The 24,149-nt window shown below is 73.2% G+C and carries 17 protein-coding genes; 10 read left to right on the forward strand and 7 right to left on the reverse strand.

What is annotated here, in order from left to right; translation table 11 throughout:
- The first annotated feature begins 26 nt into the window (after nucleotides 1-26).
- Together OG370_RS03410 and OG370_RS03415 are read left to right on the forward strand one after the other, a co-directional pair.
- The gene (locus OG370_RS03410) at nucleotides 27-932 is read left to right on the forward strand and encodes a helix-turn-helix domain-containing protein (protein ID WP_328460430.1); all 906 of its coding nucleotides are present in this window, start codon (nucleotides 27-29) and stop codon (nucleotides 930-932) included.
- 98 nt (nucleotides 933-1,030) lie between these two features.
- Entirely contained in the window at nucleotides 1,031-2,020 is a 990-nt protein-coding gene (locus OG370_RS03415) for a hypothetical protein (protein ID WP_328460432.1), read from the forward strand.
- A gap of 18 nt (nucleotides 2,021-2,038) precedes the next feature.
- On the opposite strand, the gene OG370_RS03420 is transcribed toward OG370_RS03415, so the two are convergent.
- On the reverse strand, nucleotides 2,039-2,923 hold the full coding sequence (locus tag OG370_RS03420) for an alpha/beta fold hydrolase (protein ID WP_328460434.1): 885 nt from the start codon (nucleotides 2,921-2,923) through the stop codon (nucleotides 2,039-2,041).
- An 89-nt stretch (nucleotides 2,924-3,012) separates the two neighbouring features.
- On the opposite strand from OG370_RS03420, the gene OG370_RS03425 reads away from it, so the two are divergent.
- On the forward strand, nucleotides 3,013-3,495 hold the full coding sequence (locus OG370_RS03425; protein ID WP_328460436.1) for a MarR family winged helix-turn-helix transcriptional regulator: 483 nt from the start codon (nucleotides 3,013-3,015) through the stop codon (nucleotides 3,493-3,495).
- A gap of 180 nt (nucleotides 3,496-3,675) precedes the next feature.
- Here OG370_RS03425 and OG370_RS03430 read toward each other — a convergent pair whose 3' ends face one another.
- From OG370_RS03430 to OG370_RS03440, 3 genes are all read right to left on the reverse strand, one after another.
- Nucleotides 3,676-7,146, reverse strand: a complete 3,471-nt coding sequence (locus OG370_RS03430) for a phosphodiester glycosidase family protein (RefSeq protein ID WP_328460438.1) — start codon at nucleotides 7,144-7,146, stop codon at nucleotides 3,676-3,678.
- Nucleotides 7,147-7,329: 183 nt separating this feature from the next.
- Nucleotides 7,330-7,947 (reverse strand): TetR/AcrR family transcriptional regulator, encoded by a 618-nt coding sequence (locus OG370_RS03435; RefSeq protein ID WP_328460440.1) that lies wholly within the window; start codon nucleotides 7,945-7,947, stop codon nucleotides 7,330-7,332.
- Nucleotides 7,944-8,792: an oxidoreductase gene (locus tag OG370_RS03440; RefSeq protein WP_328460442.1), complete on the reverse strand. Its 849-nt coding sequence runs from the start codon at nucleotides 8,790-8,792 to the stop codon at nucleotides 7,944-7,946. The genes OG370_RS03435 and OG370_RS03440 overlap by 4 nt, the downstream gene beginning before the upstream one ends.
- A 380-nt stretch (nucleotides 8,793-9,172) precedes the next feature.
- Between OG370_RS03440 and OG370_RS03445 the strand changes: the two genes are divergently transcribed.
- The gene (locus OG370_RS03445; RefSeq protein WP_328460444.1) at nucleotides 9,173-10,933 is read left to right on the forward strand and encodes a hypothetical protein; all 1,761 of its coding nucleotides are present in this window, start codon (nucleotides 9,173-9,175) and stop codon (nucleotides 10,931-10,933) included.
- Between the two features lie 72 nt (nucleotides 10,934-11,005).
- Here OG370_RS03445 and OG370_RS03450 read toward each other — a convergent pair whose 3' ends face one another.
- A complete protein-coding gene (locus OG370_RS03450; protein WP_328460446.1) occupies nucleotides 11,006-12,862 on the reverse strand; it encodes an arabinofuranosidase catalytic domain-containing protein in 1,857 nt (618 codons plus the stop codon).
- 311 nt (nucleotides 12,863-13,173) lie between these two features.
- On the opposite strand from OG370_RS03450, the gene OG370_RS03455 reads away from it, so the two are divergent.
- The 5 genes from OG370_RS03455 (at nucleotide 13,174) to OG370_RS03470 (ending at nucleotide 19,045) form a co-directional block, all read left to right on the forward strand.
- The gene (locus OG370_RS03455) at nucleotides 13,174-14,364 is read left to right on the forward strand and encodes a LacI family DNA-binding transcriptional regulator (protein WP_328460448.1); all 1,191 of its coding nucleotides are present in this window, start codon (nucleotides 13,174-13,176) and stop codon (nucleotides 14,362-14,364) included.
- Nucleotides 14,365-14,553: 189 nt separating this feature from the next.
- Nucleotides 14,554-16,059, forward strand: a complete 1,506-nt coding sequence (gene arfA, locus OG370_RS03460) for an arabinosylfuranosidase ArfA (RefSeq protein ID WP_328473745.1) — start codon at nucleotides 14,554-14,556, stop codon at nucleotides 16,057-16,059.
- A 502-nt stretch (nucleotides 16,060-16,561) separates the two neighbouring features.
- Nucleotides 16,562-16,642 carry a tryptorubin family RiPP precursor gene (locus OG370_RS41400; protein ID WP_218161885.1) on the forward strand — a complete coding sequence of 27 codons (81 nt, stop codon included), beginning with the start codon at nucleotides 16,562-16,564 and terminating at the stop codon, nucleotides 16,640-16,642.
- A 71-nt stretch (nucleotides 16,643-16,713) separates the two neighbouring features.
- Entirely contained in the window at nucleotides 16,714-17,757 is a 1,044-nt protein-coding gene (locus OG370_RS03465; RefSeq protein WP_328460450.1) for a cytochrome P450, read from the forward strand.
- A gap of 19 nt (nucleotides 17,758-17,776) precedes the next feature.
- A complete protein-coding gene (locus OG370_RS03470; protein WP_328460452.1) occupies nucleotides 17,777-19,045 on the forward strand; it encodes a cytochrome P450 family protein in 1,269 nt (422 codons plus the stop codon).
- A 19-nt stretch (nucleotides 19,046-19,064) separates the two neighbouring features.
- Here OG370_RS03470 and OG370_RS03475 read toward each other — a convergent pair whose 3' ends face one another.
- Nucleotides 19,065-20,498 carry an MFS transporter gene (locus OG370_RS03475; protein WP_328460454.1) on the reverse strand — a complete coding sequence of 478 codons (1,434 nt, stop codon included), beginning with the start codon at nucleotides 20,496-20,498 and terminating at the stop codon, nucleotides 19,065-19,067.
- 371 nt (nucleotides 20,499-20,869) lie between these two features.
- Nucleotides 20,870-21,625 (reverse strand): GntR family transcriptional regulator, encoded by a 756-nt coding sequence (locus OG370_RS03480; protein WP_328460456.1) that lies wholly within the window; start codon nucleotides 21,623-21,625, stop codon nucleotides 20,870-20,872.
- A gap of 1,118 nt (nucleotides 21,626-22,743) precedes the next feature.
- Between OG370_RS03480 and OG370_RS03485 the strand changes: the two genes are divergently transcribed.
- Nucleotides 22,744-24,096, forward strand: coding sequence for a lamin tail domain-containing protein (locus OG370_RS03485; RefSeq protein ID WP_443060842.1), 1,353 nt, complete (start codon nucleotides 22,744-22,746; stop codon nucleotides 24,094-24,096).
- Nucleotides 24,097-24,149: the final 53 nt, after the last annotated feature.

Here is a 24,149-nt window from a genome sequence, read left to right on the forward strand (position 1 = left end):
GCCCGGCGGTGCGCATACTCGGGGGCATGGACAAGTACGGGCAGCTCGCGGACTTCCTGCAGGCACGCCGGGGCCAGTTGCAGCCCGAGGACGTCGGGTTGCGGACCTACGGCGAACGGCGCCGGGTGCCGGGCCTGCGACGCGAGGAGCTGGCGATGCTCGCGGGCATCAGCGCGCCCTACTACGCGCGGCTGGAGCAGGGCCAGTCGCACAACGCCTCGCCCGAGGTACTGGACGCGCTGGCGGGCGCCCTGCGGCTGGACGAGTCCGAGCGGGCCCATCTGCACGCGCTGGCCCGCGCACCCAGGAAGAGCCGGGCCGCGACCCGGCCCCGGCCCGAACGCGTCAGCGGCGCGACCCGCGCCCTGCTGGCGGCGATCGCGGACACCCCCGCCATCGTCATCGGCCGCCGCAGCGACGTGCTGGCCTGGAACGCCCAGGGCCACGCGCTGTTCGCCGGGCATCTCGACCCGGCCGCCCCCGATGATCCGCCGCGGCGGCCGAACATGGCCCGGCTGGTGTTCCTCGACGCGCACACCCGCGACCTGTACGCCGACTGGCCCGCCAAGGCGAAGGCCGTGGTGGGCAACCTGCGCCTGGCCGCCGGCCGCCACCCCGACGATCCGCTGCTGGCCGCGCTGATCGGCGAACTGACCATGCGCAGCGAGGAGTTCGCCACCATGTGGGCCGACCACCGGATCGTGGCCTGCGATGTCGCCGACTACGCGATGCGCCACCCCCTGGTCGGAACGCTGACCGTCACCCAGCAGACCCTGCAGAGCCCGCAAGGCGACGGTCCGGCCCTCGTGGTGGCCACCGCCACCCCGGGCTCCCCCTCCGCCACGGCCCTGACCCTGCTCGCCCACGCCACCGCACCCGAGGAACGCCGCCCGGCCCGGCCCGTGCGCGACGCCGGCACCCCCGCCACCTGACCCGACCTCTCCCGCAACCCCCGTCCTGGCCACGGCGCCGAGCCGCGGCCCCCGCATGCCCGAAACACCTCTCAGCACACCGAACGAGTGAAGGAATCATGTCCCAGCGAAGCACCAAGATCACCGTGTCCGCCGTCGTGACGGCCGCGGCCGCCCTTGCCGCGACCGTCCTGACCGGCGCCGGGCCGGCCGGCGCGACACCGCCGGCCGCGAAGCCGCTCAGCGACGTGCGGATCGCCACCCACTTCGACCTGAACGCGGGCCAGATGCCCGAGAACGTCGCCCTGCTGCCCGACGGCACCGCGGACGTCACCTTCGCCGGCGCCCGCCAGGTCGCCCAGATCAGCCCCCGGGGCACCACCCGTGTCCTGGCGACGCTGCCCGCACCCGCCGACGGCGGAACCGGCACGCCCGTCCTCAACTTCCCCCTGACCACCGGCATCGTCCGCACCTCCGACGGCACCCTCTACGTGCTGTACGCGACCGGCACCGCCGACCTGACCGGGCTGTGGCGGATACGCCCCGGCCACGCGCCGCAGCGCATCGCCGCACTGCCCGCCGACGGCCTGCCCAACGGCCTGGCCCTGGACCCCCGCGGCGATCGGCTCTACATCACCGACTCGGCGCTCGGCACCGTGTGGACCGTCCCGACCAGCGGCGGCACCCCCACCCCGTGGTCCACCGATCCCGCGCTCGCCCCGATCGACTTCCTCGGCGCCAACGGCGCGAAGGTGCACGACGGCGCCCTGTGGGTGACCAACCTCGACCAGGGCACCCTGCTGCGCATCCCGATCCTGCCCGGCAACCGCGCGGGAGCACCGCAGGTCAAGGCGTCCGGCCTGGTCGGCATCGACGACTTCACCTTCACCGGCCACGGCGACCAGGCACTCGCCGCACTCAACGGACCCGACCAGGTCGTCCGCATCGAGCCCGACGGCACCCACACCGTCCTCCTGGACGCCGCCGACGGACTCCAGAACCCCACCTCGATCGCCCTGCACGGCCACCAGGTCGACGTGTTCAGCGCCGCCTACACCACCCACACCGACCCCAACCTGCTCCGCGCCCGGCTCGACGACCACCGCTGACCCCGACCGGTTCGCGCGTCACCCGAGGCGGTCGAGTTTCCGGTAGAAGGACAGGAGGCCCTCGGCGAGCCGGTCGGGGGCCTCCATCGCCGCGTAGTGGCCGATCCCGTCGAGGGAGAGGGCGCTGACGTCCTCGGCGACCTGACGCAGGGTCGCCGGGGTGAAGTCGCCCGATCTGCCGCCGGCGGCGAGCACGGGCATGGTGAGCTTCCGGGCCGCCAGCCGGCGGATCTCGTCGCCTTCGCGGAGCATCGAGCGATACAGTCCGGCCGCGCCGTTGAACCCGTCGGGTCGCGCGTAGGAGCGGGCGAGTTCGTCGATGTCGCCGTCGGTGAAGGCGTCGGGGGTCCCGCAGAGCGACGGGATCGCGTACTGCGCGAGGAACGCCCGTTCCCGTCCGGCGAGCAGCAGGTCGGGGATGCCCGGGGCGGCGAGCACGCCGATGTGCCAGGCGCCGCCGTGGGCGACGTCGGCGAGCTTCTCGACGCCGTACCCGGGCAGCCCGGTCTCGATCGCGGCGTAACTGCGCACGAGGTCGGGGCGTGTGGCGGCGACGCGGAACGTGGTGGGGCCGCTGACGTCCTGGCCCGTGAGGTGGACGGGGCCCACGTCGAGCCGGGTGATGAGTTCGCCGAGGTCCTGGGCCGCGGTCGTACTGTCGTGCGCCGTGGTCGCGGGGGCGGAGTCGCCGAAGCCGCGAAGGTCGGGGGCGAACACCCGGTGGTGCGCGCTGAGCAGGGGGATCAGCTTGCGGAAGACCCACCAGGTCTCGGGGAAGCCGTGGACCAGCAGGACGGGAGAGCCGGTCGTGCCGGCCGAGACGTAGTGCAGTTCGGTTCCGTTGAGGCTGACGTGGTGGTGTGCGACGCCCGGGATGGTGGCGCCGCCGGTGAGGGAGTCCATCGTTCTCCTGGATCGGATCGACAACATGGTTGTCAATCTAGCGGTCGACAACACGGTTGTCGACATCCGTCTCTCGTATGCTTCCCCGCATGGCACGTTCACCCGGCGCTGACCTCGCGCTGCTGCTTCTCGGCGGCTTCCAGTCGATGGTGGACGACGTGCACGGCGAACTGGCGCACCGCGGGCACCCGGGCGTGCGCGCCTCGCACGAGTTCGCCCTGCGCGCCGTCGACGAGGGCGCCGACACGGCATCGGCACTCGGCCGCCGGCTCTCGGTCTCCAAGCAGGGCGCCGCCAGGACGATCGGCGCGCTGGAGAAGCTCGGATACCTCGCGCGCGAGCCCGACCCGAGCGACGGCCGCCTCAAACGGCTGCGGGTCACCGACCGCGGCCACGCCATGATGACGCTCGGCGCCTCGCTCTTCGACGAGGTGCGCGAACGCTGGGCGGCGCAGCTGGGGCCCGGGCAACTGGAGCTCCTCGAAGCGCACTTGGCCCGGGTAGTCGCGGGCCGGCCGTCGAGCGTCGAGGCCGCGGCACGGCTCAACGACGATCTCGGCGAGGTCACTTGAGGAGCGCCTGAGGACGGCCGATCGCCGGACGGCATCGACCGACGGACGGCGCCGGCCGCCGACGGGACGGGAAGCGCCGGCGCCCCGCGCGGCCGTCACCCGCAGGGGGCCCGACTCGCGTGGGTGGAAGGGTGACTCCCCCGGCGTGCCGCGCACCGCGGCACGCCGGGGAGCCGGTGCTCAGCCGAGCGTGACCGTCGAGGAGGCGGTCAGACCGCCCGAGGCCACCGTGATGGTGACCTTGCCGGCGCGCACCGCGCTGAGCGTCGCCGACGACAGGTCGAGCACCGCGACGGTCCCCGCGCGCCGCCGGGCGGCCTTCGCGTCGGCCGCGAAACCGGCGATCACCAGCCCGCGGCTGCCGCTCCAGGTGACGCTGGCGGGGAAGCGCAGCGGGAACCGCAGGCCGAACTCGCTGGTGATGCCGGTCGCGGCGAGCACCGCCGAGTCGCCCACCGCGATCCGCGGCGGCGCGGACAGCTCGATGCCGTCGATCAGCGGCCTGCTCTCGGCCCGCAGCCACTCGCGGGTCTCCGGGCTGGGCTGCCCGGCTCGTACCCGGGCGGGTCTCGGGTCGACGCCGATGTGCATCCAGCCGAAGAACCCGCCCTGGTCGGGCGAGCTGTACGGGGTCTTGCCGACCGCCGGGGTGGTGACTTCGAGCACCCCGTCGGTGCGGGTGACCGCCGCGGTGTGCGCGTGGCCGGTGAACAGGGCGACCGGCTTGCCCGACCGCTCGCGGAAGTCCGCGAGCCAGCGCTGCAGCAGGTCGGCCTCCAACTGGTCGGACAGCTGCGAGGCGCCGGCCCCCGACGGGTCCTTGAGCGGGTGGTGGAAGGAGAGCACGACGCTCCTGACCGACGGGTCCTTCGCGGCCTTCGCCAACTCGTCCTGCAGCAGCGGCACCTGGTCCCAGTCGGAGGTGCGCATGTCGCCGGTGTGTGAGTCCAGCAGGATGAAGCGGGTGCCCTTGTGGTCCATGACCTGCCGGTTGGGCCGGCCGGTCACGGACAGGAAGGCGTCCAGGCCGCCGGTCGCCGACAGGCCGGCCTCGTGGTTGCCGGGGGTCCAGTACACCGGGAGGTTGCCGGGCACGTGGTCCTTCAGCAGCCCGACGGCGAGTTCGAAGTCGGCCACGTTGTTGTCGTCGACGAAGTCACCGTTGATCAGGATGAAGTCCGGCTTGCTCGCCACGACCTGACCCAGGGCGGCGACCGCCTGCCGCCCGGAGAACGAGTCGAGCCCGGCCGCCGCGCTGATGTGCAGGTCGGACAGGATCGCGAAGGTCCAGCGACGGTCCGGCAGCCCGCCCTGCTCGACCACGTACGGGTCGGGCCGGGGCGGGTCCGTCCGGTCCGGCTGCTGCCCGATCTGGGCGTCCAGCACGTCGAAGTCGAGTTGGCCGGCGTTCTTGTTGGTCTGCAGCGTCTCGGCGAGGTAGAGCCGCTGCAGGGTGACGGGGTCGGAGAAGCCGTCGGGCATGTCGCCGGTCACCAGCCGCCAGCCGGTCCAGTCGACGGTGGTGGCGAAGGTGAAGGGCACGTTCGTGGTGCCCTGCGAGGTGATCATCGCCCGCAGCCAGTGGTTCTGGCCGTCGCCGTTCACCCACAGCGCGAGCTTCTTGGTGCCCGCGGGCAGCGTGAGCGGGCCGTCGCCGGCCACCGCGTACGCCGCCGAGGTGCCGCTCTGGCCGGTGAAGTCGTAGGTCAGCCGCAGCGCGTGGTTGCCGGCCGCGGCTCCGGGGCGGTCGGGGGCGGCGACGGTGGAGACCGACGCCGTGCCGCGCGCCGCGGTCGCAGTCCACGCCTCGCCCGGCTCGAACTCCGCCAGCGACACGTTGACCAGACCGACGGTGACGGGCAGTTTCGCGGTGACGCCCTGCACGGTGGCGGTGAGCGTGGTGGACGTGCCTGCCGCGTCCTTGCTGCCGGTGATGTCGAGGCCGCCGCCCGCGCCTGCCGCCACGGTGAGCAGGCTCCGGTCGTAGTCGAAGGTCGCGTCCCGGGGCGCCACCGGCGCGTCGAAGCCGTCCGCGTCCACGCCGGTGAGCTGCACGTTCACCGTCGCACCGGCGTCGAGGGTGACGCTGCTGCGGCTGAACGCCAGCCGGTGCAGCTCGCCGACCACCCGCAGCTCCACCTCGCCCTCGGCGGAGCCGGAGCGGGCCCGCAGCACCCCGGCGCCGGGCTGCCGGGCGCGGAAGACCCCGTCGTCCGCCTTGCCCAGCGAACCCGGTTGCGCGCTCCAGGACACCCGGTGCGCGTCGGCCGCGGCCGGCGCCCAGCTCTCGTCGTAGCCGGCGACGGCGACGTCCAGGGTCAGGCCCGGCACCACCCGGTCGGCCTGCGGACGCACGTCCAGCCCCCGCAGCCGACCCGAACCCTTGCGGCCGAACAGGCCGACGCCGTCGGGCACCGGCCGCTCGCTGCCGTCCGACGGGGTGTTGACGACGCTGACGGTGCCGTCGCCGGGGCGGCGGGCGACCAGTTCGGTGGAGCCGCCGCCGTCCAACATGAACGCCTCGTGGGCGCCGAGCCGTACCATCAGCGCGGCCATGTCATCGAAGCTGAGCCCGGCGGAGAAGTTGGCGGAGCCGTCGACGGCGACCAGCAGCAGCCGGTGGCCGCCTTCCGGCCAGCCGGCGGCCGTACGCGGCTTGGCCTCGTCGTTGCCGGTGCTCGGCGGGAAGTCGACCGGCTTGCCGCCGGTGGCCAGCACCGCCCCGCTGCCCAGCGCCATGTGCAGCGCGCCGGGCGCGTCGCTCTGCGGCGCGAACGCCACGTCGACGGAGTCCCCGATCCCGGTCGCGGCGAGCGCGGTGGCCGCGGCGCCGCGGCCGAGCACGATCAGCCCGCCGTCCGGCACCGCCGTCGCGGTGATCTGCGGGTGGACCGCGGTCACCTTGCCGCCGGCCACCACGAGTTCGGTGTACGGACCGGCGCCCTGGATCAGGGTGCGGTCCGCGGTCCCCCACAGCGGGGTGAACACGCAGATGCCGTCGGCGGGCACGCCCGCGGAGTTCAGCGCCGCCAGCGGGCGCCGGACGCCGGCCACCGTGGCGGTGCCGGTGATCATCAGGTCGGCGAGCCGCGCGACCCGGTCGGCGCCGACGGTGGCGACCGTCGACGCCTGCGAAGTACCCTTGCGCAGCTGCCCGTTCTGGATCTCCGGGCCCTCGGCCGCGTAGGTCTCGGTGATGTCGAAGTAGTCGCCGTTGACCGCGGCGACGGCGTGCTGCGCGTCGGTCGCCTGGGCCAGCGGGCGCGCCTGGCTCACCTCGCCCGCGATCAGGTCCACGCCGACGGACGCCTCGCCCAGGTCGGCGTTGAGCACGTGCACCCGCAGCCAGCCGGTACGGCCGAAGGTGTCGAAGGAGGTGAGTACGATCCCGGGAGCGACCGGGCGGTCCACCCGGTCGCTCACGACCGACTCCCCGTCCACCGTCAACTGGTACGTGGGTGCTTTGAACTTCGTGAGGTCCGCGGCCGGGGCCGGGGGGCCGGGCACCGTCCCGACCGGCCCGCCACCTGTCCGCCGCCCGGAGTCGGCGACCGCCGTGCCGCCGGTCGCGGCGAGCCCGGCGGCCACCGCGCCCACGATGAGTCCGCGGCGAGTGATGTCCGCCGTCAAGCCATTGCGCTGGTTGTCCATGGCGGGTGACGGTAACGGCTCCGACCGACGCCCAGGTGAACCCCAGGTGAGCCGGGCCGTCCGGCGACCGCCCGTCACCCGCCGGCCCCCACGTGCCCGCCCGGCCGCCCCCCACGACGGCGAGTACCGAAGCGGCGCGTTCGGGGCGTGCGGTCTGCCGGCCCGTCCAACTCACCCACAACGTCAGCCGGGCAGGCCGGCGCTGGTCAGCCAGATGTGCGCGCAGGTCGCGGATGCCTCGCCCAACGCCCCGCGGGACTCCTGCGAGGCGTGGTAGAAGGTCCGCTCGATCATCCAGCACAGGGCGCGCGCCATCGCCGGTGCCTGTTCCGGTCCGCTGCCGGCCTGGACGCCGGCGCGTTCCAGGACCGCGGTGATGGCCGCGATGAACAAGTCGGCGGTACGGCTCCACAGTTCGCCGATCTCCGGGACGGTCAGCGACAGGTCGATCGCCGTGCGCATCACCAGGCCGTGCTCGTTCCACAGCTCGACGGTGCGCCGCATGGCCGCGTCGACGGCCCGGCGCGGGTCGTCGGCCTTCGCGGTGGCCCGGGAGCGTTCCCACAGGTGCTCCACGGTCCGGGCCACCAGCGCGGTGACCACTTCCTGCTTGGAGCCGAAGTAGAAGTACAGGGCGCCGCGGGTGATCCCGGCCCCCTGGGCGATGTCGCCGACGGTCATGGCGTCGTAGCCCTTGCTCGCCAGCAGCGCCTCGCAGGTGTCCAGGATGGCCCGCTCCCGCAGGTCGCCCTTGCGTTCGGCGGTGCGCCGGCCGCGCGCGGGGTCGTGCCCGGGCGTCACAGCTGAGCGCCCTCGGCGAAGTCGGTCGTACGGGAGAGGGTCTCCCAGGTACGGATGTCCTCGTCCACGGCCGTGCGCGCGGCGGCCACCAGGCGCAGCGCGTCCGAGCCCAGCACGAGGTGGGCCGGCGGGTGCTCCACCGACGTGATGTGCACGACGGCGTCCCCGGCCTTGGCCGGATCGCCCAGCTGGTTCCCGCTGGCCTTCTGCCGTGCCGCGCGGATGGGGGCGAACAGTTCGTCGTAGTCCTCGATGGAGCGCGCGACGCGGGTCATGGAGCGCCCGGCCCAGTCGGTGCGGAAGGAGCCGGGCTCGATCGCCGTCACGTGGATGCCGAACTGTGCGACCTCCTTGCCCAGTGCTTCGAGGATGCCCTCCAGGGCGAACTTGCTGCCGCAGTAGGCGGACATGCCGGGCACCGCCATCAGCCCGCCCATGGAGGTGACGGCCATCAGGTGCCCGCGGCGGCGCCGGCGCATGTGGGGCAGCGCCGCCCGCAAGGTGGCCACCGCTCCGAACACGTTGACCTCGAACTGCCGCCGCACCTCGGGCAGCGGGGTCTCCTCCAAGGTGCCCTCCAGGCCGTATCCGGCGTTGGCGATGACGACGTCCAGGGGGCCGACGGCCTGCTCCACCTCCGTGATGACACGCGGGACGGCCTCGTCGTCCGTCACGTCCAGGACGCGGCCGTGCGCGCGCTCGGGGTCGAGTGCTTCGAAAGCCCGCAGGTCCTGCTCCGAGCGGACCGTGCCGACGACGGTGTGCCCGGCGGCCAGGGCGGCCTGGGCGAAGAACCGCCCGAGGCCCGTACTGACGCCGGTGATGAGCCAGTTCCGCTGCTGCATCGCTTCTCCAGGAAGGGTTCGCGGGGAGCCGGATCGCCCTCCACCCCAAAAGTCTACACTCCGTCGATTTTTATCGCCGATACGTTGATTCTGGCGGGCCCGGCGCGTCTGGTGGGTCCGGCGGCCCGGCCGGGTTCAGCGCGCTGCCGCAGGTCGGCCATCATCGGGTCGGCGAACGTGCGCGACTCCGCACCGCGGGCGCCCACTCCCACGCCGACGCCCGGCCGGCCCGCTCCGGCCGCGCGAACCACGTGCCGTTTTCCCGGTGCGGAAAATCCCTGTTCACCCGTGAACGCACGCGCCCATCCTCGTGCACACAACGGGGCGCACGACCGCGGGAAACGCGCGGCGGCGGACGACGAGCACACGGGGGCACGGCCATGGGCCACCAAGATCCGGACGGGGACTTCAGCGGGCTCGACCCCGCGCGACTGTGGGACCTGATCAACTCGATCGACCGCCGTACGGCCGCCGGCGGCCACACCAGCGCGCAGCCGCTGGTGGACAAGTGGATGACGACGGCGCGGGGCATGAGCCTCGACACGTCCCGACTGACCGCGATCAACCGCCATCTGTCCTGGGCCCGGGGGCAGTTGCCGATGCTGCGGCGCCGGCACAGCCTGGCCGCGGATGCCGCCAGGCAGGCGAAGGAACTGGGCGGCGGGAAGGGGCTGGCGGCGACCGCCGCCGGCGCCGACCTCGACGGGTTCGCCACGCAGGCCGCGGCGGTGAACGCGGCGAGGAAGGACGCCAAGGCGTACAAGGACGGGAAGATCAGCGCCGCGCGGTACCTCGAACTCGTGCGGGCACACGACACGGACCCGGACTACTGCAAAGCCGCGTTGGACGCGCTCGGCACGAAGGCCGCCATGAAACTCGTCACCGATGACCACCTCTACGAAGAGGGCAACCCCGACGCCGGGCAGGCCCTGATGGCCGACTTCCTGGCCACCGCCCTGCGCGGCGGCGCGTCGCTGAAGAACGAGCTCGGCGCGATTCCGTCCGAGCTGGCGCCGCTGCTCCGCTTCGCGAACTTCCCGCCCGCGGTGCTGGTCAGCCTCGGCGACGACGCGCTGAGCGACAACTCCGGGCAACTGGGCAGGTACGTGTGGCCCGCGCTCGCCGCCGACCCCGTCGCGGCCACCGCGTTCGTGCACGACCACGCCAAGGAACTGCCCGGGCTCATCGGGCCGAGCGGCCAGGGCAACGCCACCATCAACCCGGCGGAGTCCAAGGCGTTCGCCGCGGTGCTGCGCGCCGGCACGCTGCCCGCGCCCGGCGTGGACCCGAAGACCTCCGCGGCCAACACCACGGCGTTCGTCACCTACTACGCCCGTCACCCCGACGCCCACCCGTCATCGGAGTACTGCGCGGTCTACGCCGACATCATCGAGGCGTACTGGCCGGACCTCCAGGCGAGCCTGACCGACCCGGCGCCGGTCCAGGGCCCGGGGCACGTCGACGCCGACGGTGCCGCGTGGGCGGCGTTCATCGACCAGGCCATGCAGGACGGCACCTCCGCCGGACGGGTGCTCGCGTTCGGCCGCAAGCAGGCGCAGGAGATGGCCGACAACGACCCGGACAACCCGATCCACGAGAACGGCGCCGGCACCATCGACGGCGTCTTCGACTACGAAGCCCGGGCGGTCAGCAAACAGCTGTCCGCCGACACGGCGGCGAAGCAGAAGGCGTGGGCGGATCACCTGTCCGACGCCTTCGCCTTCGCCGTGCACACCGGAGTCGACGTCGCGCTGGACCCCGGCGAGGCGGCCGCCACGATCGGCAAGGCGGCGCTGAGCAAGGGCGAGGACGAACTCATCAAACTGATCACGACCACGGGCAAGCACGCGGACATCGGCTCGCCGCCGACGAGCACCACCTGGCAGGACGACTGGCAGGACGCCGCCCACCACGCCTACGTGGACAACCCCCACGTCGGCGACCCCCGGAAGTACGCGAACGAGTACAGCCACGGCAAGCCGTTCCTCACCGGCGACGGCCACCTCGTCGCGAACGCCACCGCCGGACAGCGGCGCGCCTACAACGAGTGGCTCAAGGACCCCGCGACCGCGAAGGCGTCGGTGGAGAACTTCAACACCCGCGACCGGGCCGATCTCCGCGGTCTCACCGGCAACGGCTGACGCGCCGGGGGCGCCGAACCGGTGGTGCGGAGGGCCTGTCGCCTCCGCACCACCGGGGTCGGCCGGAGCGGGTCAGTTCAGCGCGAACTTCTGGGCGGCGGTGCCGTTGCAGTCGTGGATCTGCAGGCGGGTGCCGTTGGCGCCGGCACCGTTCGGGTCGTCCAGGCAGCGGCCGGACTGCGGGTTGAGCAGCGAGCCGTCGGACTGCTGCTGCCAGACCTGGCCGCCGACGCCGTCGCAGTCGTAGAGCTCCACCTGGGTGTCCTGGGCGGTGCCGTTGCCGTCGATGTCGAGGCAGCGGCCGAGGGTGCGCAGCGAGCCGTCGGCGGCGTGCACCCAGTGCTGGTCCAGCGCGTAGGGCTGGCAGTCCCACAGTTGCGCGGCGCTGAGGTTGCCGCCGTTGTCGTCGCCGTCGATGTCCACGCACTTTCCGCCGGGGGCGTTGACCGGCGCTCCGCCGTTGACCGTGAACCGCTGGGCGTCGGTGCCGTTGCAGTCGTGGATCTGCAGGCGGGTGCCGTTGGCGGTGGCGTCGTTCGGGGAGTCCAGGCAGCGCCCGGACTGCGGGTTGAAGAGCGAGCCGTCGGCGCGCTGCACCCACTTCTGCCCGCCGACCCCGTTGCAGTCGTAGAGCTGGACCTGGGCGTTCTGGGCGGTGCTGTTGCCGACGATGTCCAGGCAGCGGCCGAGCGTGCGCAGCGAGCCGTCGGCGTCGTGGGTCCAGTGCTGGTCGGCGGCGGCGCTCTGGCAGCCCCAGAGCTGGACGGCCGCGGACCGGCCCGCGACGTCGTCGCCGGTGACGTCCACACAGGTGCCGCCGGGTCCGGCGATCGTGGCCGGTGCCACCCCCGCGGTGTCGCCCGCGTAGCCGGCCGACACGATGTTCGCCTGCACGGCGTCGTCCGCGGCGTCCGACGGGTAGCCGGAGGTCATCACGCCTTCGAAGAAGGAGCCGCCGGCGCGGTTGCTGTTGTCGCCGCCGGTGCCCATGACGATGGAGCCCTCCTGCTGCATGGGCGCGTAGCCGGGTGGCAGGGCGCCGTTCCACCAGGTGGTGAGGGCGCCCGACCGGGAGTCGCCGCCCTTGAGCGCGAAGCTCGTCTGGCCGTTGTTCTTCAGCACGGCCGTGACGAACGGGCTGGAGTTGCCGCCGTTGACGCTGTGGGCGTTGGTGTCGGCCTGGTAGATGCCGTTCTCCAGGTCGGCCTGCACCCAGGGCCCGTTGCCCTGGCACGGGTCGCAGGCCCTCGCCGGGGAGATGTTGAGCGCGTCCATGTGGCCGGCGCCGGTGTCGTCCTCGGCCGCCTCGACATTGCCGAAGTCGAAGCAGCAGTCGTGGATGGTGTGGGTGCCGCTGGCCACCATGTACATGCCCTCGGGCTGGCCCCCGGTGGCGACCCCCGACCCGACGGCGTGGCGGTACCCGACGCCCGGCGGCACGTAGACGCCGTACACCGAGTGGCCGCCCACGGTGACGTGCAACGCGTCCGCCATCGCACCGGAGTTGGCGGCGCCCGCGGTGCCGGCGCCCGCGATGGTCAGGTCGTTGTGCCGCGGCGACTGGTCGTAGATCTTGGAGATGACGCACGGGCCGGCGGCGCAGAAGACGTTCTGCGGCCCGGCGTCGGCGATGCCGCCGGGGGCGAGCAGGCCGATGTCGAGCGTCGCGCCGTCCTGCACCCGGGTGACCTGGTAGAGGTTGCCGCTGTAGGAGCCGTAGAGCGCGCGGACGGTGCTGAAGGCGCCGACGCAGGGGGTTCCGGCGTTGCCGTAGATGTCGCAGGGCTGGTCCGTGGCGGCGTGCGCGGGACCGGTGACGCCGACCAGCAGGCCGAGGGCCAGGACCATGGTCGCGCCCATCGAGAGAAGGACGCCGCGCAGGCGTCTCAGCGCGTGCCGCAGATGTGGTCGGTGAGCGTGAGCGGTCATCGTCGACCTTTCTCCGTCGGGTGATGTCGCGGATGGCGGTGCGCGGGCGCCCGGTGGGAAGCGCCGTGCGTCACCTGGTGCGGATACCCCGTGCGCGATGCTCATACGATTCAGCGCAGTCGAAGCTAGAGGTGGCGCGTCGAGCCCGTCAACCCCTGGGCCAGGCGCCCCTGTTGTCCGATGATCTCGCGGACGACTCTTGACGCGATGTTCACGGCCACTTAGCGTCCGGGGTGCTGAATCGTTGAAGCACACCCCTGGGAGCACCGCATGACGCGCTTCAACCGCATTGACCCCTCCGGGGTGGCGGGATGACGGCGGCCGAACGCGACCGCAGCCGCGGTGACCGACGCGAGGACAGCGAGGCCGTCCCGCTGGGGCGGGGCGGCCCGGAGAAGAGGGACGACGCCGACCCGCCGGCCGGAGGTGGTGACGGCGGCGGCCGGAGCCGCGGACGCTCGGCGCCGGCCGGCAGGCGCGGCACCGTCACGCTCAAGGACGTCGCGACGGCCGTCGGGATCTCGCAGAGCGCCGCGTCCATGGCGCTCGCGGACCATCCGCGGATCAGCGCGGCGACCAAGGATGCCGTCAGGGCCGCCGCGGCGAAGCTCGGCTACGTCCCGAACTCCGCGGGGCGGGCGCTGCGCGCGGGCCGTTCGACGTCGATCGCGGTCGTCGTGCCCCAGACCGGCCGGCATGTCTTCGGCCACCCCTACTTCATGCATCTGCTGGTGGGGGTCACCGCCGAGGCCAACGCCCACGACGCCGCGCTGATGGTGTCGACCAACCCCGACGAGTCCCACGGCGTCGCGGCCTACGAGCGGGTGCTGCGCTCGCAGGCGGCGTCGGGCGCGATCGTCGCCTCGGCCTCGATCGGCGACCCCAACGTCAACCGCATGGTGGACGCCGCGTTGCCGGTGGTGCTGATCGGGCGGTTCGTGCGCCTGCCGCACGCGGCGAGCGTCGGCATCGACGAGATCGCGGGCGCCGCGGCGGTCGCCCACCACCTCGTGGAGGACCACGGGCTGACCCGGATCGGCTACATCAGCGGCCCGCTCGACCACCAGACCGCGGTGGACCGTTACGAGGGCTTCCGCGCCACGCTCGCCGCGTCGCGGCGGCCGTGCACCCACACCCTCGCCGTGGGCGACTTCAGCGAGGAGTCGGGGACGCTCGCCGCGCGGCAGGTGCTGGACAGCATGTCCGACGTCCAGGCGATCTTCGCCGCCAACGACGAGATGGCCTACGGCGCGATGCTGGAGATCCGCTCCCGCGGGCTGCGCATCCCGGAGGACATCGCCCTGGCCGGATACGACGACTTCGGCGTCTCCCGGCTCACCACACCCGGGATCACCACCGTCCGCGTCCCGGCCGAGTCGCTGGGCCGCAAGGCCGCGGCGATCCTCTTCGACCTCGTGGACGGGACGGCGCCCGACCCGGTCCACACGGTGCTGCCGTTCGAACTCGTGATCCGCGAGTCCTGCGGAAGCCATCCCGGCTGAGCGGGCGGCACCGGCTCAGGGCGCGGCGACCGCCGGCATCAAGCGACTCCCGCCCAAGTGCCCGATCCCAGGCGCGCGATCCCAGATGCCCGTATCCCAGGTCCCCGACGCTCAGGCGCCCGCATCCCAAGGCGCCCGACTCCCCCGCTCGACTTCAGACCGTTCGCAGAGAAACCGGAGACCGGTGTGCTGACCTGCACTGCCACCCTCGACCCCGCCTTCGTCATCGCGCCGGTGCCCCCGCGGCTGTTCGGGTCGTTCGTCGAGCACATGGGCCGCTGCGTCTACGGCGGCGTGTACGAGCCCGGCCACCCCGAAGCCGACGTCGAGGGCCTGCGGGCCGATGTCATCGAGCTGACCCGCGAACTCGGCGTGAGCGCCGTCCGCTACCCCGGCGGCAACTTCGTCTCCGGCTACCGCTGGGAGGACGGCGTCGGCCCCCGCGAGGACCGCCCGGTCGCCCTCGACCTGGCCTGGCGCTCGCTGGAGCCCAACACCTTCGGGCTCAACGAGTTCATGTCGTGGGCGAGGCAGGCCGGCGTCGAACCGATCATGGCCGTCAACCTCGGCACCCGCGGCGTCGAGGACGCCTGCAACCTGCTCGAATACGCCAACTTCCCGGCCGGCACCCGCTACTCCGACCTGCGCATCGCGCACGGCGTGCGCGACCCGCACCGCATCAGGACCTGGTGCCTGGGCAACGAGATGGACGGCCCCTGGCAGATCGGCCGGAAGACCGGCACCGAGTACGGCCGGCTGGCCGCCGAGACCGGCAAGGCCATGCGGCGGATCGACCCGTCCATCGAACTCGTCGCCTGCGGCAGCTCCAACGAGCGGATGCCGACCTTCGGGTCCTGGGAGGCCGACGTCCTGGACGAGGCGTTCGACGTCGTCGACTCCATCTCGCTGCACGCCTACTTCGAGCAGCACGGCGAGGACCGGGTCGGCTTCCTGGCCTCCGCGCAGGTGATGGACGACTTCATCGACGGCGTCGTCGCCACCTGCGACCACATCGCGGCCAAGAAGCGCTCCCGGCGCAGGCTGAAGCTCTCCTTCGACGAGTGGAACCTCTGGTACGAGAGCCGGTTCGCCGGCCAGGACCGTCTCGACTGGGCGCGGGCGCCCCGGCTGATCGAGGACGAGTACACCGTCGAGGACGCCGTCGTCCTGGGCAACCTGCTGATGAGCCTGCTGCGGCACAGCGACCGGGTGACCATCGCCTGCCTCGCCCAACTCGTCAACGTCATCGCGCCGATCCGCACCGAACCCGACGCCGGCGCCTGGCGGCAGACCATCTTCCACCCCTTCGCCCTCACCGCCCGGCACGCGCGTGGCGAGGTGCTGCGCGTCGAGCCGAACTCGCCGGTGCTGCACTCCGAGACCCTCGGCGACGTGGCGGCGGTCGACGTGACCGCGACCCGGGACGCCGAGACCGGCGAGACGACGGTCTTCGCCGTGAACCGGGACGAGAGCCAGGCCGCCACCTTGCGGTTGGCGATGGCCGGCGAGGAGCACACCGTCGTGGAACACGTCGTGCTGGGCGGCCGGGACCTGCTGGCGACCAACTCCAAGGCGGCGCCGCGCCGGGTGGAGCCGCGCTCCAGCACCCGGCACTCGGCCGGCCCGAAGGGCCTGTCCGTGGAACTCCCGCCCGTGTCCTGGACGATGGTCCGGACGGCCCCGGTGGCCGGGTGATCCCGCGGGCGTGCCGGGCCACGGGCGCCCGCCCAGTGCGCTCGGCGGCGCTCCCCCGAGGCGCACCCCGGCGCCGCGACACGCGGAAATCCGGCCGCCCCGACATATCCGTATCCGCGGCGAACGCGAAGCGAACGACGTCCGGGGAACGCGTTCTTCGGCCGGGGAGAAAGCGACCGGGTGAAATTCTGGTTCTACCCCGCTGGAAATTCCCTTACACCTCCGCTCGTCACCGAAATGAAATCACCGGCTCCGAACAGGTGCTTTACGCGATCCGCGGAGCGCGGGCGCGCCGGGGCGGCCACCATCCCCAACCGGTCCTGATGGACGACGTGTTCGGTCCATCGGTCGTGCGGCCGGGGGCCGGAAGGGGTGAATCGCCCGGGCCGGAAGGTGCCCCTACCATTCACCCCTCTTTCTCGTGTACTTTCGTCGGGCGAACCACGCACGACCTTCACGAGAGGAAGTGCGTGACATCTCCACCCGGAAAGGGGGTGCAATGATGAAGCTTCTCTTCGCCATTCGTAACAAGGTGTCCGCGCAGAAGAGCCTGAAGGCCAGCGCCTGGTACTTCTGGTACTAGGCCGCCAGGTCGTCCCCGCCGCGAGGCGGGGACGATGCCGCCTGCCCCGCTCGGCCTTCCTGGAGACCCGCATGCGCGCCACGGTGTTCCACCCACGACTCGCCGCCCTGTTCCGGGACCACCTCGGCCAGGACCTCTTCCGGCTCGAACCCGACACCATCGGGATCGCCGGACACGACGTGGCCGACCGGATTCTCGCCGCCCGCCGGGCCACGGAGGTGGAGCGGCCCACGTTCAAACCGCTGCACGGGCGCTCGATCCCGCGCAGCGAGGCCGGTTCGGTGATCCGCACCATCGGCGCCGATGTGCGCGAGGCCCTGAAGCGGACCCGCCCCCGCCCCGAGGACGTCGAACTGTCGGGGGTCTGGCCGCTGCGAGGGCATCTGTTCCTGCGGGACCTGATCCTCGGCCAGGACCCGTACCGCCTGCGGGTCCTGATGAGCCGCAACCTCGAACTGACGCCGAAGCTCACCTGGACCGTCATCGCGGCGGGCGCCGCGCTCCCGGGGCGGGTCGGGTGGCGGGGAACCCCGCTGACCGCGATCGCGGGCCTGACCGCCGACGCGAAGGGGTACCAGGATCGCCGCTACGCGATGGGCATGTACCGGCGAGCGGCGGCCCCGGTGTGCTTCACGGTCTCCACCCTGGTCGCGAACGCGCTGTGGCTCGGCTCGCCGTTCGACCCCGAGACGCCGAACCGGCACATCCTGTACGAGGCCATGCGGCTGCTGCCGCCGTCCTGGAACATCCTGCGCAACGCCTCTCCCGAGTACCCCGGGATCGACGAGCGCATCGGCGCGGGCGACGACGTCCTGCTGCTGCCGCTCCTCTCGCACCGGGACCCGAAGCTGTGGGAGGACCCGGACACGTTCCGTCCGGAGCGCTGGGAGACCCTCGATCCCGACACCGCCCCCGGCTACCTGCCCTTCGGCCACTCCTCCGAGCGCTGCTGGGGCCGGCACATGGTGATGCCCCTGGCCGAACTGCTCCTGGACCTCATCCGCGCCTCCGGCCTGGCGGTGGACCCCGGGCAGACCTCCGCAAAGGTGCCCCTGGTCGGGCTGCTCGGCGTGGAGGACGTCAAGGTGACGGCGGTGCGCGGTGCGGCTGCCTGAGGGGAGCGAGGAGGCCGACGTGTCCGTACCGTGCGGGATACCCGAGCCGCGGTCCGAGGTGAACGAGCCGTCCGCGTCGCCCGAACCGCCCGGCGGGGCCGAGACCGTGGACGGGTCCTTCGCCCGCCACCCGCACGAGTCGTACCGGCGCTGGCGTGAGACGCGCGAGGTCCGCCAGGTCCGCTTCTCCGGACCGGTGCCGCTGGCCGGCTGGGTCGTCACCGGGCACGCGGCCTGCCGGGCGGCCCTGGTGGACCCGCGGCTGAGCAAGGACGGCGCGACCGAGGCGTTCGCCCGGCACGAGGGGCTGCCCACGGGCGGCCCGGGCGGAGCGCTCACCACCCACCTGCTCAACTCCGACCCGCCGCGCCACACCCGGCTGCGCCGGCTGGTCCAACAGGCTTTCACCCAGCGGCGGGTGGCGATGCTGCGCCCCCGGATCGAGGCCCGGGCCACCGCGCTGCTCGACGCCCTGGACGGGAGCGACGAGGTCGACCTGATCGGCCGGTTCGCGCTCCCGCTGCCGCTGGCGGTGATCTTCGACCTGCTCGGCGCGGACCCGGGTGATCCCGGGGTCCTCCAGGTCCGTGGCCACACGGTGACCGGGGACGAGGGCGACGGCGAGGTGTCCGTCCCGACGGCCGAGGCGATGCTGGACCGGCTGCGCGCCCTGATCGAGCAGAAGCGGGCGCACCCGGGCGACGACCTGCTGTCCGCCCTCGTCGCCGCCCGCGACGGCGGTGACCGCCTCACCGAGGAAGAGGTCACCTCGATGGCGTTCCTGCTGGTGATCGCGGGCCACCAGACCACCGCCAACCTCATCGCCAACGGCCTGCACGCCCTGCTCGCCCACCCCGATCAGCTCGCCGCCGTACGCGCCGACCCGTCGCTGCTGCCCGGCCTGACCGAGGAAGTCCTGCGCCACGAGAGCCCGTTCGGCATCGCGAGCCTGCGCTACGCCACGCAGCCGGTGGAGATCGAGGGCACCACGATCCCGGCCGGGGAGTTCGTGCAGATCGCGCTGCTGGCCGCCAACCGCGACCCTGAGGTCTTCCCGGACCCCGACCGGTTCGACGTCACCCGTGACGCCGCCGGGCACCTGGCGTTCGGCCACGGCATCCACCGCTGCCTGGGCGCACCGCTGGCCCGGCTCCAGGCCGAGATCGCCTTCGGCCAGGTGCTGCGGCGTTATCCCGCGCTCCGCCTGGCGGACCCCGACCGCGCCCCCGCCTGGCAGGACAACCCCCGCCACCGGGGGCTGCTCTCCCTCCCGGTCCGGCTGCGCTGACGTCCCCGCCGCTCCCGCGTCACCGCCTCCCCCTCGTCCGCTCCGCCACCGGGCCGGGGCGGGAGAACCAGTGGAGCACGAGGGCTCCGGCGGTCAGGACGATCGCGGCGAGGACGCGCATGCCGGTGTCGAGCGCGCCGGTGAAGTCCTGGAGGACCGCGTGCCGCAGGGAGGGGTGGTCGGAGAAGCGCTGTGCCTGGGCGACGGTGCTCGGGGCGTGCGGTCCACGCAGGGCGTGCGGCAGGTTCGCGGTGAACCGGTCGGCGATCACGGTGCCGTTGAGGGCGACCCCCAACGCGCTGCCCAGTTCGCGCGTCAGGCTCTGCAACGCCGATCCGGTGCCCGCCTGTTCGGGAGGCAGCGCGGACATCATGGCGTGCGAGAGGACCGGCGTGGCCAGCCCGCAGCCCGCGGCGGTGAGTACGGCGCCGAGGGCGTAGAAGGGATACGGGGTCCGCGCGCCGACCAGGGAGACGGTACCGAGGCCCGTGGCCAGCAGGAGCAGGCCCAGCCCCACGACGCGCCGCTCGCCGAGGCGGTGGCGCAGGCCGACCGCGCACCGCGGGGCCAGCAGCAGGGCGACGGCCATGGGCAGCAGCCGGATTCCGGAACCGAGGGGGGAGTAGCCCTTCGCGTACTGGAGGTACTGGCCGTTGAGGTAGAACAGGCCGAACATGCCGGTGAAGACGACCGTCATGCCGAGCGCGCCGGCCCGTACCGGGGGCGATGCCAGTAGCCGGGGATCGAGCAGCGGGTGCGCGCTGCGCAGTTCGCGCCGGACCCACCAGGCCAGCGCGGCGGCCGCCGCGGCGAACGATCCGAGGACCGTACGGCTGGTCCAGCCCTGTTGCGGGCCGGAGACGAGGGCGAACAGCAGGACGAAGAAGGAACAGGTCAGCAGCAGGACGCCGAGCGGGGCGACCGGGCGGGCGTACCGGGGCGTCTTCGGGGCGACAGCGGCGGCCAGCGCCAGGGCGACCAGGGACAGCGGGACCGCGGCCAGGAACAGCGCGCGCCAGGAGCCGGCCTGGATGGCGGCGCCGCCGCCGACGTTGCCCAGGACGGCGGCGAGTCCGGTCATGGCCGCCCAGACGGCGATCCGTCCGGCGCGGCCCGCGGGCGGCGTGCCGGCCACCATGAGCGCCAGCGTGGTGGGCAGGACGGCCGCCGCCCCCACACCGCTGACCATCCGCCCCGCGATCAGCACACCCACGTCCGTGGCGGTTCCCGCGAGCAGGCAGCCCACCGCGAAGACCGCCGTTCCGGCCAGCAGGACGCCCTTGCGGCCGAGCCGGTCGGCCAGCGCCCCGGCCGGCACGAGGAGGCAGGCGAAGACAGCGACATAGCCGTCGACCACCCACAGCACGGCGGCCGCCGACGGGTGCAGGGCGCTGCGGGACAGCGAGGGGATGGCGAGGTTGACCGCGGAGACCATTCCCACCACGAGGGTCACGCACAGTCCCATGGCCGCCGTCAGGGCGTCGGGACGGGGGCGCCGGCGCGGTCGGGGCTGGCGCGGGGACGGCGGGCGGGCGACGGGTGGCGGAACGGGTCGGGGACTCGGCACGGGGAACCTCCGGCAGTCGTGCCCGGGCACGGCACCTTGGCGGCATCGCGGCGAGGCGGCTCGGCGATGCGGCGCGGCACAGCGGCGGGGCGGCGGGGCGGCGGGGCAGGAAGACGGCATGGCGGCATGGCCGTTGGGCGCGACGGCCCCTCGCGCGTCGCGCCCCGGCGGGGACCGGGTCGACGAAACGGGGCTGCGGCGGCGGCCGGAAGGGTAGGGGGCGGGAGTGGCGGGAGAGAAGGAGGGTGAGGAAGGGGTCAGCCGGTGTGACGGTCCAGGTCGGCGCGCAGCACGAGCCGGTCACCGCGGATGGACAGGAACTCCAGGTCCACCGGGCGGCCGCCCGCCAGCGTGCTCAGGCGCTCCACCGCGAACAGCGCCGCACCCGGCGAGGTGTCCAGGACCTCGGCGGTGCGAGGGTCGGCGTTCACCGCCTGCACCGTCAGCGTCGCGGTGCTCAGCCGCACGCCCGCGGTCTCCTCGATGAGCGCGAACACGTCCCGTCCGGCCAGGTCGAGTTCCAGCAACGGCGTGCCGATGTCGGCCGGCAGATACGTCAGGTCCAGCGACAGCGGAACGCCGTCGAGGTGGCGCAGCCGCTCCAGTCGTACGACCGGCTGTCCCCGGGGTGTGCCGAGTCGGCGGGCGACGGCGGCGGGCGGCAGCACGCTGCCCGCAGCACGCAAGTGGTTGTCCACCGTGCCCAGTTGGTGCAGGGTCTCGGCGAGCCCGGTCATCCGGCCCAGCGGATGCTCGACCTTGCGGCCCACCAGCACGGTGCCGACCCCGCGCCGGCGTTGGACCAGTCCCTCGTCGGCCAGGATGCGCAACGCCTCGCGGACGGTGTTGCGCGAGACCCCGAAGTCCGCCACCAGAAGCCGCTCTTCGGGCAGGAGACCGGTGGGGAACAGCCCCGCGGCGGCCTGCTGCCGCAGCACGTCGGCGACCTGCCGGGCTCTGTCGGCGCGAGCCGGAGTGCCCGGAGGGGAGCCGGTCCTGGACACGGGGGGCATCAAGGGCACCGCCTCTCTGTCGCTGCGCGCGGGCCCGGTCAGATCCCGGAATCCCCGTGCGGGAAACGCTCCCGCAGTGGTCCCAATCTAGGGTCCGCTGATGACGCCGATGTTACGCCACCTACTTTGACCTGCAGATATGCTCTCACCAGCGCAATCGGCGAGCCGCCCCCGAGCTCCGCCACCCGGCGACCCCCAAGTCCCTTCGGCGCCCGATGTGTACGGCGTGGGGACGGACGGGCGACGTACGAAGTTCACCGCGGCGCCATCCCCCGGCGGCACAGTTGCGCCGTTTGCACTCCGACCGGTCAACTCCCCTGCTGCGCGGGTCCTTTGGACCTGGCGTCGGTCCACCGTCGAAAGGCAGTCCGCCTGTGAACGGCAAAGTCCCCCCACCCGTGCGCCGCGTGCCGGTTCGCGCCGGCCGCAGGACCGTGATCGGCAGCGTCGTCGCCGGCCTGATGACGCTCGGCGCCGTCACCGCCCCGGTCGTCGCCCACGCGACGATCAGCGGCGCCGCCACCACCGCGTTCGGCACCGGCGACGTCGTGGTCTACCGCGTCGGTGACGGCGGCAGCTCCCTGAGCGACAAGGCCGCCCCGGTGTTCCTCGACGAGTACACCCCCGCCGGGGCGCTGGTGCGTTCCGTCGCGCTGCCCACCGCCGACAGCGGCAGCACGCACGAGCTGACCGCCTCGGGCACCGCCTCGTCGGAGGGACAGCTCACGCTCTCCGCCGACGGCCGCTACCTGCTGGCTCCCGGCTACCACAAGGCGGTCGGCGCCAGCGCCGTCGCCACCACCGACGACGTGACGATCGCCCGCGTCGGCGCCGACGGCACCGTGGACACCAGCACCATGCTCGACGAGTTCGCCGCCGACAACAACGTCCGGGGCGCGGCCAGCACCGACGGCACGAGCATCTGGGTCTCCGGTGCCGCCGGCGGCATCGGCTACACCACCCTCGGCTCCGGCAGCTTCACCCAGCTCACGTCGAAGAACGTCCGCGCGGTGCAGATCGCCGGCGGCCGGCTGTACGCCTCCTCCGACAAGAACGGCACCGGCGTCTCCACCGTGGGCAGCGGCACCCCGACCACCTCCGGGCAGACGCTGACCAACCTGCCCGGCAGCCCCGAGAGCAGCGGCGACCCCTACGGCTACGCGCTGCTCGACCTCTCCGGCGGCGCCGGCCCCGACACCCTGTACGCAGCGGACTCCAGCGCCGGGAAGATCAACAAGTTCAGCCTGGTCGGCGGTACTTGGAAGGCGGAGGGCAGCAGGAGCGTCTCCGGCGTCACCGGCCTGACCGGCTCGGTCAGCGGCGGGCAGGCCGTGCTGTACGCCACCGGCAGCGGCTCCTCGGGCACCGGCGGCACCCTCTCCACGGTGACCGACACCAGCGGCCCGGCCGCCGTCATGAACGGCTCCGTGACCACTTTGGCCACGGCTCCCGCCAAGGAGGCCTTCCGCGGCGTCGCCCTCGCTCCCGGCTCCGGCGGCACCACCACCCCGCCGACGACCCCGCCCACCACTCCCCCCAGCGACCCGGGCACGCCCGTGGCCTGGCCCGGCAGCAGCTCGGTCACCACTGCCGACGGCTCGGGCGTCTTCGGCGAGGACCTCAGCGGCCTCTACCAGGAGGGCGGTGTGATGTGGGGGGCGCAGAACAGCGGCAAGCTGTGGCGTCTGCTCCCGGACGGCTCCGGCGGCTGGCAGCCCGACACGTCCGGCGGCTGGACCTCCGGCAAGAAGGTCCACTACCCCGGCGGTTCGGGCACCCCCGACGACGAGGGTGTCACCCTGACCGGGTCCGGTTCGGCGGGCGGGGTCTACCTGGCGAGCGAGCGCGACGGCGACCACTCCGGCACCAGCCGGCTGTCGGTGCTGCGCTACGACGTCTCCGGTACGGGCAGCTCGCTGACCGCCACCAACGAGTGGAACCTCACCGCGGACCTGCCCTCCACCGGCGCCAACCTCGGCTTCGAGGGCATCACCTGGGTCCCCGACAGCTACCTGACCGGCGCCGGCTTCCAGGACTCCTCGACCGGCGCCGCCTACAACCCCGCCAACTACGGCTCCCACACCGGCGGCGTGTTCTTCGTGGGCGTCGAGGGCTCCGGCACGGTCTACGGCTACGTCCTCCAGGACTCCGGCGCGTTCACCCGCGTCGCCTCCTTCAGCAGCGGCATGGACGGCGTGATGGAACTGCAGTGGGAGCCGCAGGCGTCGCGCCTGTGGGTCGTCTGCGACGACACCTGCGACGGCCAGCACCGCACCTTCACGATCGGCTCTTCGGGCACCTTCGCCCTCAGCGCCGTCTACAACCGCCCCACCGGCATGCCCGACTACAACAACGAGGGCTTCTCCCTGGCCGGCGCCGACGAGTGCGTGAGCGGCTCCAAGCCCGTGTACTGGGCCGACGACTCCGACGACGACGACCACGCGATCCGCGAGGGCAGCGTCACCTGCTGACCGCGCCGCCCAGTTCCTCCGGCGAGGTGGCCCGGCAGCAGGGTGCTGCCGGG

This window comes from Streptomyces sp. NBC_00448, assembly GCF_036014115.1.
In the GTDB taxonomy this organism is placed as follows: Bacteria; Actinomycetota; Actinomycetes; order Streptomycetales; family Streptomycetaceae; genus Actinacidiphila.

Bases quoted from the DNA above. Each gene is read 5' to 3' on its own strand.
- OG370_RS03455 (WP_328460448.1), top strand. From the start codon at position 13,174: ATGACGGCGGCCGAACGCGACCGCAGCCGCGGTGACCGACGCGAGGAC.
- OG370_RS03450 (WP_328460446.1), bottom strand. From the start codon at position 12,862: ATGACCGCTCACGCTCACCGACCACATCTGCGGCACGCGCTGAGACGC.
- OG370_RS03480 (WP_328460456.1), bottom strand. From the start codon at position 21,625: ATGCCCCCCGTGTCCAGGACCGGCTCCCCTCCGGGCACTCCGGCTCGC.
- OG370_RS03425 (WP_328460436.1), top strand. From the start codon at position 3,013: ATGGCACGTTCACCCGGCGCTGACCTCGCGCTGCTGCTTCTCGGCGGC.
- OG370_RS03440 (WP_328460442.1), bottom strand. From the start codon at position 8,792: ATGCAGCAGCGGAACTGGCTCATCACCGGCGTCAGTACGGGCCTCGGG.
- OG370_RS03445 (WP_328460444.1), top strand. From the start codon at position 9,173: ATGGGCCACCAAGATCCGGACGGGGACTTCAGCGGGCTCGACCCCGCG.
- OG370_RS03410 (WP_328460430.1), top strand. From the start codon at position 27: ATGGACAAGTACGGGCAGCTCGCGGACTTCCTGCAGGCACGCCGGGGC.
- OG370_RS03415 (WP_328460432.1), top strand. From the start codon at position 1,031: ATGTCCCAGCGAAGCACCAAGATCACCGTGTCCGCCGTCGTGACGGCC.
- OG370_RS03465 (WP_328460450.1), top strand. From the start codon at position 16,714: ATGCGCGCCACGGTGTTCCACCCACGACTCGCCGCCCTGTTCCGGGAC.
- OG370_RS41400 (WP_218161885.1), top strand. From the start codon at position 16,562: ATGAAGCTTCTCTTCGCCATTCGTAACAAGGTGTCCGCGCAGAAGAGC.
- OG370_RS03420 (WP_328460434.1), bottom strand. From the start codon at position 2,923: ATGGACTCCCTCACCGGCGGCGCCACCATCCCGGGCGTCGCACACCAC.
- OG370_RS03430 (WP_328460438.1), bottom strand. From the start codon at position 7,146: ATGGACAACCAGCGCAATGGCTTGACGGCGGACATCACTCGCCGCGGA.